Origin of the sequence: Streptomyces sp. NBC_01224 (genome assembly GCF_036002945.1) — a bacterium.
Taxonomy (GTDB): Bacteria; Actinomycetota; Actinomycetes; order Streptomycetales; family Streptomycetaceae; genus Streptomyces.
In genome coordinates, this window is sequence record NZ_CP108529.1 from 463614 (window position 1) to 478939 (window position 15326).

A 15326-nucleotide genomic window follows, 5' to 3' on the forward strand; every position below is an offset into this window, starting at 1 on the left:
AGGCTGGCATGGGCGGCAACTTCGCCCTCGTTACAGGGCGTCAGCGGACGAGCCGGACCACAGGGCGCAGTCGTGACGTGAGGTCGGCCAGCAACTGTTCGGCCTGTGGCAGTACGTGGGGTCCGAGGGAGGCGGTGCCGACGGCGACTGCTACTCCGGTCCAGGCCAGTGGGCCCAGTGGCGTGCATCCGAAGAAGTGGCTGACGACGGGTGTCTGAACCAGGGCGATCAGCACGGCGGCGGTGCCGAGGACTGTGGTCAGGACCAACGGGCTGTGCCGGCGTCCGACGACGGTCTGCGTGAGTTGGGCACCGACCACACCGCACAGGGCCATGGTGCTGGTGCGTCGCGCCGAGCCGGGAGTGAGGGTGCCGATGAGCCATGCGATGGCCGCACCGATACCGGTGATCAGGCCACGATGGCGGATCTGGCGTGTCAGCGGTTGTCCGAGGACGGCGAGGCCCACGGGTACGGTGTCGTCCGCGGTGGACTCACCGGCGGGTTCCGGGTCGTGGGGGGTAACCGCGACCGCCATCGCCGGGAACATGTCGGTGAGCAGGTTGACCAGCAGGAGCTGACGTGTCGACAGCGGCGACGTGCCGGACAGCAGTGTGCCGAGTACGGAGAAGCCGACCTCGCCGGCGTTCCCACCGAGCAGGATGCTGATCGCGTCGGCCACGCTGCGCCAAAGGGCTCGGCCTTCGCCGATGGCGTCGATGAGAACCGACAGTTCGTCGTTGGTGATCACGAGGTCTGCGGCGTTGCGTGCGGCTGCCGATCCGCGCGCGGCGATACCGACCCCGACATCGGCAGCGCGGATTGCGGCGGCGTCGTTGGCGCCGTCGCCGACCATTCCCACGACGCAACCCGCCTCCCGGAGTGCCTCGACGACCTGGAGCTTCTGCTCGGGTGCGACGCGGGCCACGACGCCGCAGTCCCGGAGCAGGCGGGCCCGTCCCGCCCGGTCCAGTGAAGCCAACTCGTTACCGGTGACGACCGTGACATCCGGGGGCCAGCCCAGGGCGACTGCCACGGAGCGGGCGGTCTCTGGGTGGTCGCCGGTGAGCATGACGGGTCGTACGCCGATCTCTCCGAGACCGGCCACGAGCGGTGCGGAGCTGGCGCGGGGGGTGTCGGCCAGTGCCACGAACCCGATGAGCTCCAGCAGTTCGAGGGGCTTGTCCAGTGCCTCCCTCGCCTCGTCGTCCGTCGCGAGACGGCGCTGGGCGACGGCCAGGAGCCGCAGGCCCTGGCCGGCGAGGGAGTGTGCCTCTTCGACGGCTGCCGGATCCGTATCCGGGCAGCAGGGCAGCACGACTTCCGGCGCGCCCTTGACGACCAGCATGTTCGCGCCGTCCGCCTCTCTTCCAGCGGCGGCGGCGTAACCCCGGCTCGCCTCGAAGGGCTGGGCCTGTACGGTGGTCCACCCTGCCTCGGGCGGCGCTACTGCGAGGACCGCCTCGTCGGTGGCATGGGCGTGGACGCCCGGCTGCTCGGCAACACGGGGGCAGGCCCGGGCGGCAATGCGCAGGATGTGTTCCGCCTCGACGGCGTCGGCCGGATGCTCAACACCTGTGCCGCCGATCAGGCGGACGACCTGCAACCGGTTCTCGGTGAGGGTCCCGGTCTTGTCGAAGCAGAAGGTGTCCACGCGTCCGAGCGCTTCCAGGCTGCGTGGCGTGCGTACCAGGACGCCGAGCTTGCTCAGCCGCCGTGCCGCGGCCATCTGCGCGACGGTCGCCACGAGAGGCATGCCCTCGGGCACGGCGGCCACTGCAACTGCCAGTCCGCCCTGGAGGGCCGTGCGCACCGGGCGGCCGCGCAGCATGGACAGGCCGGCCACCGCGGCGCCGCCGGCGAGGGTGAGGGGCAGCACCCGGCGGGTCAGCCGGTGCAGTCGTGCCTGAACCCCCGCCGAGGTGGGGACCCGGGCGGCGAGGGAGGCCGCGCGGCCGGCTTCGGTCTGGTCACCCGTGCCCACCACCACTGCCCGGGCGTGGCCGGCCACTACCGTGGTGCCTTCGAACACCATGCAGCTGCGGTCGGCGACGGACGCCTGCGGTACAGCGGCCACTTGCTTGCGGGCGGGCAGTGACTCGCCCGTCAGCGAAGACTCGTCCACCTCGAAGCCACTGACTTCCAGCAGCCGCGCGTCGGCCGGCACCACATCGTTGGTGCGCAGCTCGATCACCTCGCCGGGCTTCAGCCGCACGGCCTCCACGACAGATGCCTCCCCCGCTGACGGGTGAGCGAGTCGCCGGGCGGTTCGCCGCTGCCCGGTCACCAGTGCGGACAGCGCCTGCTCCGCACGCAATCGCTGTACCCCACCGACCAGGGCGTTCATCGCCACGGCGGCAATGACCAGGAATGCGTCCACCGCGGACCCCAGCAGTGCCTGCGCGGTGGCACCGACCACCAGGACCGGGGTGAACGGGTCATCCAGTTCGGCCCACACTGCGCCGGCCAGACGCGCGCTCACCCGTGCAGGCGCGAAGGCCGGGTGCGTGGCAGCGGTGCCCGCGATGTGGCCGACCCGGGTCCGTACCACCGTCAGGGCGGTGGGCGCGGCGCGTGACGCCCTCGCCAGCCGGACCATGACCTGCTCGGGCTGCAGGGCGTGCCAGGGCACCCGCGGCCTGGGGTGGGGGGTCGTACCGGCGGCCACACCGAGTGCGGCGCACCAGCCCATGACCAGGGCCGCGGCAGTGGCGATAGTGACGGGACTGAGCCGCACTTCGACGGGGAAGGGAACCCGCTGCGACCGAGCCCCCTGCGTGAGTACCAGGAGCTCGGAGAGCGTGGCGCCCGCCTCGGCGCAGAACTTGGCACGCCGGCTGACCGCCCGCGCTGCGGGTACGGCCGACAGCAGCCGCCACACGCCCTCCAGTCCGCGCAGGGGCAGAAGGTCGGCGCCCCAGACGACGGCGCTACGCTCGTCGGTGACTGCGACGGCGATGTCACTGCGGAGCAGTCCGTCGAGTACGTCGTGGGCGGCGGCGGTCAACTCCCGTTCGGCTGCCGCCCGGTCGTGCGGGACGCGCGCCACCGTAAGGACCGTTCGGCCCTCGTTCTGCAGGGCAGCCACCACCTCGGCCAACGGGATTTCGGCAGAGACGAGTTGGTCGGCCAGGGTCCCGAACTCACCGAGCGAGCAGTCGTCCACCACGACGACGTGCAGACCGGCTCGGCGCGCCGCGTTCAACGCGGCTTCGGCCATGGGGTGGATCTCCCAGCCGACCAGGACGGTGCCGATATCCGTTCCGCGAACCGACGCGATCATCAGTCCCGCGTCCGGCGCCGTCTCATCGGGCACTGGGCGAAGGCCGATGCATGACTCCTCGGACGGCGTTGCCGCGCCCTCGGGTGCGCTCAGGGCCGCGGTGGCTTCCTGCCACAACCGGTGGTGATCCCAGTCGGTCGTGCTGGGGTGGACCTCGAGCACAGTGCGCCGAGTGCTGCGCAGTGCCTCGGGATGCAGGACCACGGTGTCCACGAGCTCAAGTTGGCGCAGCCGCTCGGGGTCGCGGACGAGCACGTGCTCGCGTGCCAGGGCACTGCCGAGTGCCGCGGTGAAGGCCGCCGGGCCGTAACGTGCGGCCTTGGGCGAACCGGCGAGTACGGTCTCGGCCGCCTCGTCGAGGCTGCGGGTGAACAGGAGCGTGGTGGCGGCGCCGCCCAGCATCCCGTTGACCGCGGCGGCGGCATATTCCTCGCCCGGGCACGGACGCAGCGGCGGACGTACGACGTCGGTGTTGGCTACGGTCAGCCGGTCCGGGGCGCACAGCGTGTCGTGTACGGCGTCGAACGTCGCGAGCTGAGCCAGCGATTCCACCAACTGGGCGGTCCGCAGTGCCGCGTCGAGGAGCAGCGGACTCGGCGACTGCCCGATCCCGCAGACGGCCGCATGGGCCGCGGCCAGCACCAGATCGGCTGCGTCCGGGCCCAGCGCACGGCTCAGCACCACGCGTACCCGCGAGTCCTCACGCATCACGACGACCGCGGCCACCATGGCCTCCGGCGCGCGCTTCACAAAGGCTGCCCGTGCGGCGAATGCGACGCCGATGCCCGCCGCGTCGCACGCCAGGGCCACAGCGTTGGCGCGCACGCCCCCGGCGGCGCCCGGGTGCACGTGTTCCAGCGTCTGATCGCCGACGTGCACCAGCCCGTGTTCGGCGGCCAGTTCGGACACCTGGTCCACCACCCGCTCGCTGACCGCGTCGTCGGTGGTCTGCACGACCAACCGCCCCAGGCCGCCGTCCCAGTAGGCCATCAGCACGTCGGGGTGCTCGGCCAGCTCGACGGCCACTTTTCTGGCGGCGGCCTCGAGTCGTTCCACGGTGCGAACGGGCGCGTCCGGGTGGTGCTCCAGCACGAGGTGCATCCGGGTTCCGGCGCGCCAGTAACCGACCTGAGGAGTCATCGCGTTGCGGGCGACCCTGCCGACCCGCAAAGCGGTCGCCGACACCGCTGCCGCCCCGTCCACCGCGCCGCGTGCACCGGCGTTCACAAGCTCAGCGGCCAACCGCGCCGCATCTGCGGTCGGCGTGGCGATCCGGCGGGTGGCCTCGACCGGCACAGCCAAGGCGCTCTGGAGGGCCACGGCGGGCAGCCCGGTCAGGAAGCGGAGCAGCATGTCTCACCTTCGCGGGCTTGCCGCACGCGGCCGGGGCGGAACGGTCGTAACAGGCGCCGGCACGGCACGGTCGTAATAGCGGATGGGAGGCGACCTCAGGGCTTCTTCCGCCCATGTGCCTTGGCGCGCGTGGTGCCCGTGGCGCTCGTGGCTGCGCGCTTGGACGCGCGGGCCTTCGCCGTCCCGGAGCCGGTCGACGCCTTGGCCGGGCGGGTCTTCGCCGTCCCGGAGGCGGTCGATGACTTGGCCGGACGCTTCTTTGCCGTTTTCGAGGTGGTCGATGCTTTGGCCGAGCGGGTCTTCGCCGGCCTCGCGGTGGTCTGCGCCTTGGCCGGCCTGCCGGCCCGCTTCGCCTGCGATCCTTCGGTGCGGGCCTCGCCGGCGGCAGGGGCCGTCGCAACATCCTTCGGACGCGGCTGCGTGAGCCACACCACCGCGGCGCCCGCCATGGCCACGGGCCACTCGACCACACCGGCTACGCCGAGCAGTCCGGCACCGGTGTACGCCGCGACACGCCGTGCATGCGGCGAGACGATCCCGACGGAGTCCAGAACACCGTCGACGATCCCCTTGACCCGGTCTGCCCCGGGGACCCTCTCGACTGCTGTCGTCACCCTCTGCACGGGGTGCGCCAGTGTCTCCTGAACGGGATGCTGCACCTTTGTGTCCCCTGAGCCAGACACATGGGACCTGTCAGTCATGGTCGCTCTCTCTCCGTGGGGCAGGGATGACGGGCGGCACGTGGCCGTGACGCCTCTCACGTTTCAGCAACCTTGACAAGATCGCGCACATCCGGCAAGCCTGGACATGTCCGCTTACCGCCAAGTGAGGTAACAGGCGGTGTCCTCGACGCCAAGGGACTTCCCGGCTGCGGAAATTCCGAGAAGACCAGTTGTCCGGTCCCGACAGGGGGTCGTTGCGGATCGCTGACCGACACCCGCGTGTGTCCTGGCCGCGAGGAAATGAGGGCATGAGCGCTCGTCCCGGCCCAGAGCCGACTTCCCGAACGTTCGCCCACCGACGTCGGCACCGCCTGACCGCGGCCGGCTCGTCGGCTGACCCGCCACACACTGCTCTCTGCCCGACCGGCCGGGCCGGCGTCAAGCCCCCTACCTCCACCGGAGGCCGTTTCATGCGCATCGAACTGACCTGGCCGCGCCCTGGCGCCGAGGACCGGACCCTGACCCTGGCCCTCCCGGACCTTCCCGCCACGGACCTGCTCCGCCCGGCCCTGCGGTACACGAGCCGGTTGCGGACTCCTGCTGCCCTTCGGCGCGCCGTCGCATGCGCGGAGCCCGTCATCGGAGCCGCAGCCCGCGCTTCCGGCGCGGACGCACTCACCCGGGCCGCCCTGCCGTACGCCATCCGGTTCACCCGGCAGGCACTCCTCAGCGGCACACCCGCCGCCATCCCGAACCAGGCTGCGCGAGCGGTCCCATCCGGATCGCACTCGCCGGCTTCCCGACCGTCGTCCCCGAGCTGACTCCGCGCGACGCCGAGCCGCTCGTCGAGAAGAACTACGGCGATCCCTTCGGACACCACCCTCGAAACCGTCCTGTCGGGCCTCGGAGCCGGGCGACTCGTCGTCGTCGGCGCACAGACCGATGCGTGCATCCGCTCGACGCTCCACGGCGCATTCGTCAGGGGGTACGACACCACCCTCGTCAGCGACGCCCACACGACGGAGGACCGGACGGCATGGGGAGCGCCGCCGCCGGACCAGGTCGAACTCGCAGTGTCGTATGGGCTGACAGTCCTCGACCTGGGCTGAGGCCGACTCGCCCGCTACGGTCACGGCTCGTCACCGAGCAGCACCGGGGAGGGGCCGTGACAGGGGAGTGGAGAGTGGCGGCGGGCTCCGTCGTCGAGCCGAGATACGAGCTGGGGCAGCCGGACTGGTCCGACGCGTTCCACGCACGCGGGCGGGTACGGGGGGCGAGGGCCGGCTGCAAGGACTGCTACCGCCGGTGCTCTTCGCGGTGACGGTATGGCTGCGCGTCGACCACGTCCTGGCTGCGGGAATCGCCTTCCTCGGCAGCCTGTTCGGCCTTGTCGTCAGGACGGGCGTCTTGGTCGCGCGACATACCGAGATGGGCACCCCGCTGGGGCCCTGGACCGTGACCGTCGGCGACTCTGGCGACGCTGTGCGCTTCGCGGGCATGCACCTGGAGACGCGCCGGGGCCGGCGGAGCTTCGGCGGGGACGTGGAGACCGCCGCCGGATTCGTCCTGCTGACGCATCCGCCGTACCTGCTCGTCGTGCACTATCTGCCGAAGCGCGCCATAGGCAGGGACGACACCGACCGGCTGCGCGGCGTACTCGATCGCCACCTGCCCCGCCACGGCGGCCGTCCGCCCCGGCACTGAGGTTCGGTAGGATCCGCAGGTCTTCGTACCGGGGAGGGACCATGGCCGAGGGCCGTAACGCCGAGGGCACCAACAACAGCGCGGAAACCTCTGACGATGTCGTGGACGAGCAGACCGCGGTCCACTTGGTGTACCGGCCCCGGTCTGCCGACACACTGGTCGGCCTGCGGGTCCGCGAGCGGATCAAGCGGACCGGGCTACTTCTGCGGGGCGTGTTCCTCGTACTGTGGGTAGGCCACTGGCTGGTCTCCACCGTGGGCCGCGGGAGTATCGACGCGGTCTCAACGGTTCTGTTCTTGTTCGTCGTCCTGGTGGTGTGGGGGTACCCGCGGCTACAGGCCGCCCACGTGCAGCGGATCACCGGATGGCAGGGCGAGTACCGCGCCACTGTGTCTCCGGCCGGGATCACCTGCCGCAGCGACCACAGCACGTTGGTCCAGAAGTGGTCCGTCTTCCGGGGCTACCGGGAGACGGCAGGTCACTTCGTCCTGCTCAGCCGGGACCCCAACATCATGTGCCTCGATGTCCTGCCCAAGCGGGGCGTACATGAGGCCGAGGGCCTCAACCGGCTGCGGGCCATCCTGGACCAGCACACCACTCGCGTGTGACGAACTCGAAAGGCACCCGGCGCCGGCTGTTCGATCCAAGGTCAGAACCAGCCGCCGTCGGCCTGGATGGTCCTGCCGGTGATGAACGAGGCATCGTCCGACACCAGGAACGAGACGACCGCGGCGATTTCGGAGGGCTGGGCCATCCGTCCGAGCGAACTGGCGGTGCGAATGAGAGTGTGGAATTCAGTGTCGACGTCGGGATGGACGTAGTGGGAAGCCGCGTGAGCGGACATGTCAGTGACGGTTCCTCCGGGCGCGATGGCGTTGATGGTGATGCCGCGCCGGCCGAGTTCGGCGCTGAGGTTGAGCGCGATGCATTCGACGGCGGCCTTACTCGACGCGTAAAGGGCGTGGTAGAAGACCGCCTTGTGGGCACTCTGCGATGACGTCAGTACGATCCTCCCTCCTTCGCCCATATGCCGTACCGCGTTCTGTACGGCGAAGAACTGGGCTCGTGTGTTGATGGCGAAGACGCGGTCGAAGTCGGCGGGGGTGACGTCGCCCAGCTTGCCGAAGTGCTCAATTCCGGCGTTGCTGGCGAGAATGTCCAGTCCACCAAGAGCTTCGGCGGCCTGATCGGCCAGCCGACGGATCTCGTCCGGATCGCTGAGGTCCGCCTTGATCGCGACCACGCGGGGGCCGTCGGCGCTGATCTCGGCGGCGAGCGCTTCGGCCGCGTCACCGCTGCTCCGGTAGTTGATCGCCACGTCGGCTCCGTCAGAGGCGAGCCTGCGGGCCACAGCCGCGCCGATCCCTCGTGCGCCACCGGTGACCAGGGCCTTCCTGCCAGTCAGCTTTCCGCTCATCGGCCTTCTCCCGTCCATGGCAATCCGGCGGTCATGCAGAATGCGCATGCTGCGGCGTATGGGTCCCGGAACTCACGGCAGCAGATGAATTCTTCACCGCGCATACGCAGTGGAGGACTGCCGTGATCGTCCTCGTCACGGTGGGCGCGTACTCGTTCACCACCGGGCCGTAAGCACCACAATCGCCCCGGCCCGGGCACTGGCGCCACTCGGAGCGAAGTCCGGCCCCGAGTGGCACCCCCGCCGTCCGCCACCAGCTCGCCCCGGGCGCGTCAATTGGGGGTTTCGCCGGCTGAGTCCAAGGGCGAAGGGGCGTCAATCCTGCGAGTACACCCCTGCGAGGTGAGAGGTCACTGCACCCCATGCGGCCGGAACTGGATGCTGATGCGTCCTCCCGCGGCCCGCGCGGTCTTGGGGATGGCGTGCTCCCAGGTCCGCTGGCAGGAACCGCCCATCACGATCAGGTCGCCGTGCCCGAGTGGCCGCCGGACGACGTCGCCGCCGCCGCGGCACGGGCGCAGCATAAGGTCGCGGGGCGCTCCCACGGAGAGGATGGCGACCATCGTGTCCTCGTGAGCCCCCCGGCCGATGCGGTCGCCGTGCCAGGCCACGCTGTCACGCCCGTCGCGGTAGTGGCACAGGCCTGCCGTTGTGAAGGGTTCGCCGAGCTCGGCGGCGTAGTGCGCGGAGAGTGCCCGCCGCGCCTCGTCGAGAACGGGGTGCGGCAGCGGTTCGCCGGCGCGGTAGAAGGCGAGCAGGCGCGGGACGTCCACGACCCGCTCGTATATCTGCCGACGCTCGGCCTTCCAGGGAACATTCGTGGCCAGCTGTTCGTACAGGGCGTCGGCGCCACTCAGCCAGCCCGGCAGGACGTCGATCCAGGCGCCGTCGCCGAGCTCTTCTCTGCGGAGGCCGTGCAGTGGGCGTAGACGCACGTCGTCGCTCTGATCGAACAGGGACCCCTGGAGCTGGTGCGATGCCATGCATGCAGCGTACCTCGCATTCGAACATTTGAGCTATAAGGAATGCGTGCGTGCCTCTGCCGCCCGTGAGCGCCGGGGCATCGGATCAGGGCGATGCGTACGGCGCGAGGGGCATCGAACCCGGGATGCGGGACCAGGCGGGGCCGTGGATGACGGGTGGGCGCCTGACGTTGTGGCGGGCCATCGTCGCGGAGATCTCGTTCCCTCCGCCGTCGGCGCAGGTGGTGACCGCTTCGCCCCGGCGCTACGGGCGTCGGCACGCTATTGGACGATCTCCAGCACCGCCATCATGCCCGCGTCCTCATGGTTGAGGATGTGGCAGTGAAGCACGGTCTTGCCGGTGTAGTTCCTGAAGTGGGTCCGGACGACGAGCTTCCCCTTGGCGGGCACGCTCGCCGTGTCCTGCAGGCCGTGGCCGTGGTGCGGTCGGCCGTTGATGCTCATCAACTGGAATTTGTTGACGTGCACGTGAAACGAGTGTTCCTCGTTGCTGTCATTGCGCACGGTCCACTCCTCGACCGTGTTCAGCTTGGACCGGACGTCCACCCGGTTCGGATCGAACCGCTTGCCGTTGATGTAGAACTTGCTGCCGTCCTTGTTCTCGGAGAACACGAGGGTGCGCCGGGCGGCGATCGCCGAGTGGCTCAGGTCCGCGACCGGTGCGAAGGCCGAGGTGGGCAGGGCCTCCGGGTGCGCGGAAGGTCCTTCGGAGACCAGGGTCGCCAGGGTCGCCTGCGGGAACTTGTTTCCGGCCGGCCCGGTGTCGTACGCGAGCGTCTGCAGCTGGGTACGGCCGGTCGGACCGCCTTGTACGAGCACGTCGAAGCGCGCGCCTGCCGCAAGAAGGAGCGAGTCGGCCGTCCAGATCCGGTCGACGGGGGTGCCGTCGTGGGCGATCACATGGAACCGCTGACCCTGCAGGCGGACGTTGTAGTAGACGTTGGCGCTGATGTTGGCCAGCCGCCACAGCTGGGTCTCACCCGGCCGGATGCGGATGGTCGGGTTCAGCTGACCGTTGACGGTGCGATTGGTGGACGCGCCGATGTGCAGGTTCTGGGTCCGGACCGCATCACCCTGGACCTGGAAGTCCTTGAGCCCGACGACATGCTCGGTGATGTGACGCAACTTCGCCGGCAGGTACTCCTGCAGCCCGTCGACGATCAGGACGCCCGACATGCCCCCGGCGACCTGCGGTGCCGAGATCGAGTGCGCATGTGAGTGGTACCAGTAGGTGCCGGGCCGCAGGGTGTTCGGGAACTGGTAGGCATAGTGGAACGTCTGGCCGGGATGAATGTGGACGAAGATGTTGTCGGAGTTACCGCTCGGCGACACATGAAGTCCGTGAACATGCAGATTGGTGAACTCGTTCAGCAAGTTCTTCATCGACAGGTCCACCTTGTCCCCCGGCCGGATCCGCAGCGTGGGAGGCATGTAACTGCCGTTGTAGGTAAGGGCCCACAGCTTGCGGCCGCCCACCTCCACCTTTCGCCTCTCCACGACGAGTTCCACCCGCAGGACCCCGTTGCGGCTCACCATCTGCGCCGGCTCCTTCAGCGGCGCGCCCTGCGCAACCGCCGGCGACTGCAGGGGAACATCCGCCGGCTGTGCCTGCGCCGGTTCCCGCTCCGGTGGCTGCTCACCGGCACAGCCACCGACCAGGAGGGCGATGACGACAACGACGGCAGTGGCCAGTTCGGGCAGCTTGGACCGAGACCGCATTACCTCTCCACTCCTGGGACTCCCCCATCGCACGTAGCTCACTCCCAGCAAGCACGTGGTCCCACCTGTGCGCTACCCCGGTGGAGCGTTCGCGCGACACAGCCACCCCCGACGTACGGATGTCGCTCGGGGCTGCGGGCGCGGACGACGGTCCGCCGGGATGTGGGCATTCCTGCGGTTGGGATCCGCCGAATCCGGAGGATGCGGAGATCGCGGGCCTGATCAACCGCGTATGCCTGGCAAACCGAGTGCATCCGTACGATCCATCCGCACCACAGGGTTGTTCTCGCCGCCGCGCGCTGAGGGGCCTCGACCCCAGCGCGACGTCGGTCGGGAGAGAGGCTGACCAAGCGCCGACGCGGATTCCGCAGGAACCGTAAGCCCATGAGCGCGGCCATGGCCTGTGGAAGGAAGGCCCCGGCAGGGGCAGCGGCCGTGGAGCTGCTCTCCGTGCTGCCGGATCCCCCATCCGATCTTCACCCGTCGTTTCCGCATCTTTGCGGGAATGATGGAGTCATGGCGAACCCGACGATCCTGACTGTCGACGACGACCCGGCGGTCTCCCGGGCGGTCGCCCGCGACATCCGGCGCGAGTACGGCGACCGCTACCGCATCGTGCGCGCTCTCTCCGGGAGCGATGCTCTGGACGCACTGCGCGAGCTCAAGCTGCGCGGCGATCAGCTCGCGCTCATGCTGGCCGACTATCGCATGCCCCACATGAACGGCATCGAGTTCCTCGAGGCGGCCATGGATCTCTTCCCACTCGCCCGTCGTGTGCTGCTGACCGCCTACGCCGACACGGAAGCGGCGATCGACGCCATCAACGTCGTGGATCTCGACCACTATCTCGTCAAACCCTGGAGCCCGCCGGAACAGCACCTTTACCCGGTGATCGACACACTGCTGGACCTGTGGCAGGCCACGCCTGATCCGGGGATCACGGAGACCCGCGTGGTCGGGCACCGCTGGTCCGCGCCGTCCTTCGCTGTCCGTGACTTCCTCACCCGCAACCTCGTGCCCTACCGGTGGCTGCTCTCCGACGAGCCGGAAGGGCAACGTCTGCTGGCCGCCGCAGGGATGTCGGCGGCCGACGTACCGCTGGTCATCACCCCGGACGGCGAGCCCCTGGTCTCCCCCACCGAGCGGGAACTCGCTGCAAAGGTAGGCCTCAGCACAGTTCCGGCCTCGGATTTCTACGACCTGGTGGTGGTCGGTGGCGGGCCGGCCGGTCTGGGAGCTGCCGTCTATGGGGCCTCGGAGGGTTTGCGTACGGTCCTGGTGGAACAGCAGGCGACCGGCGGACAGGCCGGACAGAGCAGCCGTATCGAGAACTACCTCGGTTTTCCCGACGGCGTCTCCGGTTCCCAGCTGACCGAACGTGCTCGCCGTCAGGCGCTGAAGTTCGGGGCGGAGATTCTGAGTGCGCAACGGGCCGTAGCGCTGGAGGCAGCAGGATCGGGCCGGGTGCTGCACCTGGGGCCGGAGGGCTCCATTGCCGCCCACACCGTGGTCCTGGCCACCGGAGTGGCCTACCGGCGGCTGGCCGCCACCGGGCTGCAGGAATTCACGGGTGCGGGCGTCTTCTACGGGTCCGCCGTCACCGAGGCCCCCAGCTGTTCCGGGGAGGATGTGTACATCGTCGGCGGAGCCAACTCCGCGGGACAGGCAGCGGTCTATTTCTCGCGCTACGCGCGGCGCGTCCACGTACTCATCCGTCAAGGTGATCTGACCCGTTCGATGTCCAGCTATCTCATCGACCAGATCAACGGCATCGACAACATCGAGATCCACGCGTGGACCGAAGTCCTCGGCGGTGAGGGCGAGGGACACCTGCAGCGGCTGACCCTTCGCGAGGGCCGGTCCGGCATCGTGCGTACCGTTGCTGCGTCCTGGCTGTTCATCTTCATCGGGGCCGAGCCGCATACCCAGTGGCTGGAGGGAGTGGTCTCCCGTGATGAACGCGGATTCGTGCTGACCGGCCCGGACTTGGTGGCCGGAGGGCAGCGTCCGGCGGGCTGGCGACTGCCAAGAGATCCGTACCACCTGGAGTCAAGCGTGCCTGGTGTCTTCGCCGCCGGAGATGTGCGTTCCTCCTCGGTCAAACGAGTCGCGTCGGCCGTCGGCGAGGGAGCCATGGCCGTCTCCTTGGTGCATCGCTATCTGGAGGCACAGTGAGCACGCCAGTACATCTGTCACCGGAGCAGTTGCGGACGCTGTTCCTGTTCGAGAAGCTCAGCAACGAGCAGCTCAATTGGCTGGCGGAGCGCGGCCGTGCTGAGCAGCGGCCGGCCGGAGGTGTGGTGTACGGGGAGGGCGAACCGGCCACGTGCTTCTTCGTCCTGCTCAGCGGTGCCATCGCGCTCAGCCGTGTGCTGCACGGCGACGATGTGGAGGTCAACCGCACCGATCAACGCGGTGTGTACAGCGGGGCAACCCGTGCGTACCTCGGGGACCGCGTCGAGCAGCGGTATCCCCACACGCTGCGAGCTGTCACCGATGCCGAGTTCTTCGTGCTGCCCGCCGATGATTTCGCCCACGCGGTACGCACGTGGTTCCCGATGGCGCTGCACCTGCTGGAGGGACTCTTCTTCGGTACGCGGGCGGCCAATGCGATCGTGAGTGAGCGGGAGCGGCTGCTGGCCCTGGCCTCGCTGTCGGCAGGCCTGACCCACGAGTTGAACAATCCTGCGGCAGCCGCTGTGCGGGCCACTGCGGCTCTGCGGGAGCGAGTGGCCGGCATGCGCCACAAACTCGCCTTGATCGCTGACGGTCGGCTGGACGGCGCCGAACTGCACCGTCTCGTAGAGCTGCAGGATGATGCGGTGCAACAGGCCGCAACGGCTTCCGGTCTGCCCGCGCTGGCTGCTGCCGATGCCGAGGATGCCGTCGGCGACTGGCTCGATGAGCGCGGGGTGACGGAAGCATGGGAACTGGCACCGACACTGGTCGCCGCGGACATCGACGTGCCGTGGCTGACCTCGGCAGCCGACACCATCGGTGAGGACAACCTCGGCCCCACGGTGCGCTGGCTGGCGTACACCGTCGATACGGAACTTCTGATGGGCGAGATCGAAGATGCCGTGACCCGCATCTCCGGGCTGGTCGGCGCCGCCAAGCAGTACGCGCAGCTGGACCGGGCACCGCAGCAGACCGTGGATGTGCACACATTGCTCGACGCCACGCTGACCATGCTGCAGGCGAAGATCCCCTCCAGCGTCCAGGTGGTCAAGGAGTACGCCCATGGGCTGCCGCCGATTCCGGCTTTCGGAGCCGAGCTCAACCAGGTATGGACCAATCTGATCGTCAACGCCGTCGATGCCATGCCTGACGGGGGCACGCTGACGATTCGGACGTGGCGGGAGGACGCGCGGCTGCTCGTGGAGGTGGCCGACACGGGCACAGGCATTCCGGCTGAGATCAGACCGCGGATCTTCGAGCCGTTCTTCACCACCAAGCCGGTCGGAGAGGGCACTGGGCTGGGGCTGGACATCTCCTACCGCATCATCGTCAACAAGCATCATGGGGACATCCGGGTCTCTTCGCAGCCAGGCGACACCCGCTTCCAGGTGTGTCTGCCGATCGACCTGCAGCCCGAGGACTCCTAAGCACTGTCGTGGCACCCAACAGTGGGGGCAGCTCTGGGCTCGGCCCTGTGTTGTCCGCGACGCGATGTCGTGGCGGCCGCGACGCGGAGGACGGCGGAGGCTGACGCGGCTGACCATCCACTACGACGATGGCCGACATGGCCCGCCGTCGCCCCGCACGCCCCAACTCCCCCGCACGCGGCCCGCCGCGATTCACTCCATCGGTTCCGCCGAATGGTGCTCGACCACAGCAGCGGCGACTGAGCAGGCGCCGAGGCCACCGCCGGCCCACCAGCCACATATCAAGGTGCCGAGGCAGGTTTCCGAACGACGCACGGGGGCGGCGTCCCGGAGTCGCGGACTCGATAGACATCGGACATATCGCCTGGCGCCGGTGAGAGCATCCCCAGCGAATCACACGTGGAGAAAACCGGGGTGCTCGCGCTTCAAACATGGAATTTCAGACGTTCTTTTCTCCGGAGCTTACGGATAGCGGCACCTCATAACGTGTTTGAAGAGAAAATAAGTTGACGGACGCGGCCAGGGCAGTGAGTCGTTGACTGGCCCCTTTCGATCATGCAATCATTCGAATGCACATCCCGTATCCGCTTTTCGTACACCCTG

The 15326-nt window shown here is 69.0% G+C and carries 10 protein-coding genes and 1 pseudogene; 6 read left to right on the top strand and 5 right to left on the bottom strand.

From position 1 onward, the window contains the following. Positions 1–40 precede the first annotated feature (40 nt). Together OG609_RS02120 and OG609_RS02125 are read right to left on the bottom strand one after the other, a co-directional pair. Positions 41–4633, bottom strand: coding sequence for a cation-translocating P-type ATPase (locus OG609_RS02120; protein ID WP_327271166.1), 4593 nt, complete (start codon positions 4631–4633; stop codon positions 41–43). 95 nt (positions 4634–4728) lie between these two features. Next, positions 4729–5292 carry a hypothetical protein gene (locus OG609_RS02125; RefSeq protein ID WP_327271167.1) on the bottom strand — a complete coding sequence of 188 codons (564 nt, stop codon included), beginning with the start codon at positions 5290–5292 and terminating at the stop codon, positions 4729–4731. A gap of 473 nt (positions 5293–5765) precedes the next feature. On the opposite strand from OG609_RS02125, the gene OG609_RS02130 reads away from it, so the two are divergent. From OG609_RS02130 to OG609_RS02145, 4 genes and pseudogenes are all read left to right on the top strand, one after another. After that, positions 5766–6116, top strand: a complete 351-nt coding sequence (locus tag OG609_RS02130; RefSeq protein WP_327278399.1) for a hypothetical protein — start codon at positions 5766–5768, stop codon at positions 6114–6116. Continuing rightward, positions 6104–6359: pseudogene (locus OG609_RS02135) on the top strand (isochorismatase family protein); the annotation flags it as partial. The gene OG609_RS02130 and the pseudogene OG609_RS02135, both read left to right, overlap by 13 nt. A gap of 241 nt (positions 6360–6600) precedes the next feature. Continuing rightward, a complete protein-coding gene (locus tag OG609_RS02140; protein ID WP_327271168.1) occupies positions 6601–6999 on the top strand; it encodes a hypothetical protein in 399 nt (132 codons plus the stop codon). A gap of 41 nt (positions 7000–7040) precedes the next feature. Next, entirely contained in the window at positions 7041–7607 is a 567-nt protein-coding gene (locus OG609_RS02145) for a YcxB family protein (RefSeq protein WP_327271169.1), read from the top strand. 41 nt (positions 7608–7648) lie between these two features. Here the strand turns inward: OG609_RS02145 and OG609_RS02150 are convergent, their stop codons facing one another. The 3 genes from OG609_RS02150 to OG609_RS02160 form a co-directional block, all read right to left on the bottom strand. Beyond that, the gene (locus OG609_RS02150) at positions 7649–8416 is read right to left on the bottom strand and encodes an SDR family NAD(P)-dependent oxidoreductase (RefSeq protein ID WP_327271170.1); all 768 of its coding nucleotides are present in this window, start codon (positions 8414–8416) and stop codon (positions 7649–7651) included. A gap of 350 nt (positions 8417–8766) precedes the next feature. Further along, on the bottom strand, positions 8767–9399 hold the full coding sequence (locus OG609_RS02155; protein WP_327271171.1) for an alpha-ketoglutarate-dependent dioxygenase AlkB: 633 nt from the start codon (positions 9397–9399) through the stop codon (positions 8767–8769). Positions 9400–9660: 261 nt separating this feature from the next. Then, the gene (locus OG609_RS02160) at positions 9661–11118 is read right to left on the bottom strand and encodes a multicopper oxidase family protein (protein WP_327271172.1); all 1458 of its coding nucleotides are present in this window, start codon (positions 11116–11118) and stop codon (positions 9661–9663) included. A gap of 516 nt (positions 11119–11634) precedes the next feature. Between OG609_RS02160 and OG609_RS02165 the strand changes: the two genes are divergently transcribed. Then, positions 11635–13293 carry an FAD-dependent oxidoreductase gene (locus tag OG609_RS02165; RefSeq protein ID WP_327271173.1) on the top strand — a complete coding sequence of 553 codons (1659 nt, stop codon included), beginning with the start codon at positions 11635–11637 and terminating at the stop codon, positions 13291–13293. Then, positions 13290–14723 carry an ATP-binding protein gene (locus OG609_RS02170; protein WP_327271174.1) on the top strand — a complete coding sequence of 478 codons (1434 nt, stop codon included), beginning with the start codon at positions 13290–13292 and terminating at the stop codon, positions 14721–14723. Before OG609_RS02165 ends, OG609_RS02170 begins: the two co-directional genes overlap by 4 nt. Positions 14724–15326: the final 603 nt, after the last annotated feature.

What these genes read in the sequence shown, in the direction of transcription:
- OG609_RS02160 (WP_327271172.1), bottom strand. Translation starts at nt 11,118, where the DNA reads ATGCGGTCTCGGTCCAAGCTGCCCGAACTGGCCACTGCCGTCGTTGTC.
- OG609_RS02145 (WP_327271169.1), top strand. Translation starts at nt 7,041, where the DNA reads ATGGCCGAGGGCCGTAACGCCGAGGGCACCAACAACAGCGCGGAAACC.
- OG609_RS02150 (WP_327271170.1), bottom strand. Translation starts at nt 8,416, where the DNA reads ATGAGCGGAAAGCTGACTGGCAGGAAGGCCCTGGTCACCGGTGGCGCA.
- OG609_RS02130 (WP_327278399.1), top strand. Translation starts at nt 5,766, where the DNA reads ATGCGCATCGAACTGACCTGGCCGCGCCCTGGCGCCGAGGACCGGACC.
- OG609_RS02155 (WP_327271171.1), bottom strand. Translation starts at nt 9,399, where the DNA reads ATGGCATCGCACCAGCTCCAGGGGTCCCTGTTCGATCAGAGCGACGAC.
- OG609_RS02120 (WP_327271166.1), bottom strand. Translation starts at nt 4,633, where the DNA reads ATGCTGCTCCGCTTCCTGACCGGGCTGCCCGCCGTGGCCCTCCAGAGC.
- OG609_RS02165 (WP_327271173.1), top strand. Translation starts at nt 11,635, where the DNA reads ATGGCGAACCCGACGATCCTGACTGTCGACGACGACCCGGCGGTCTCC.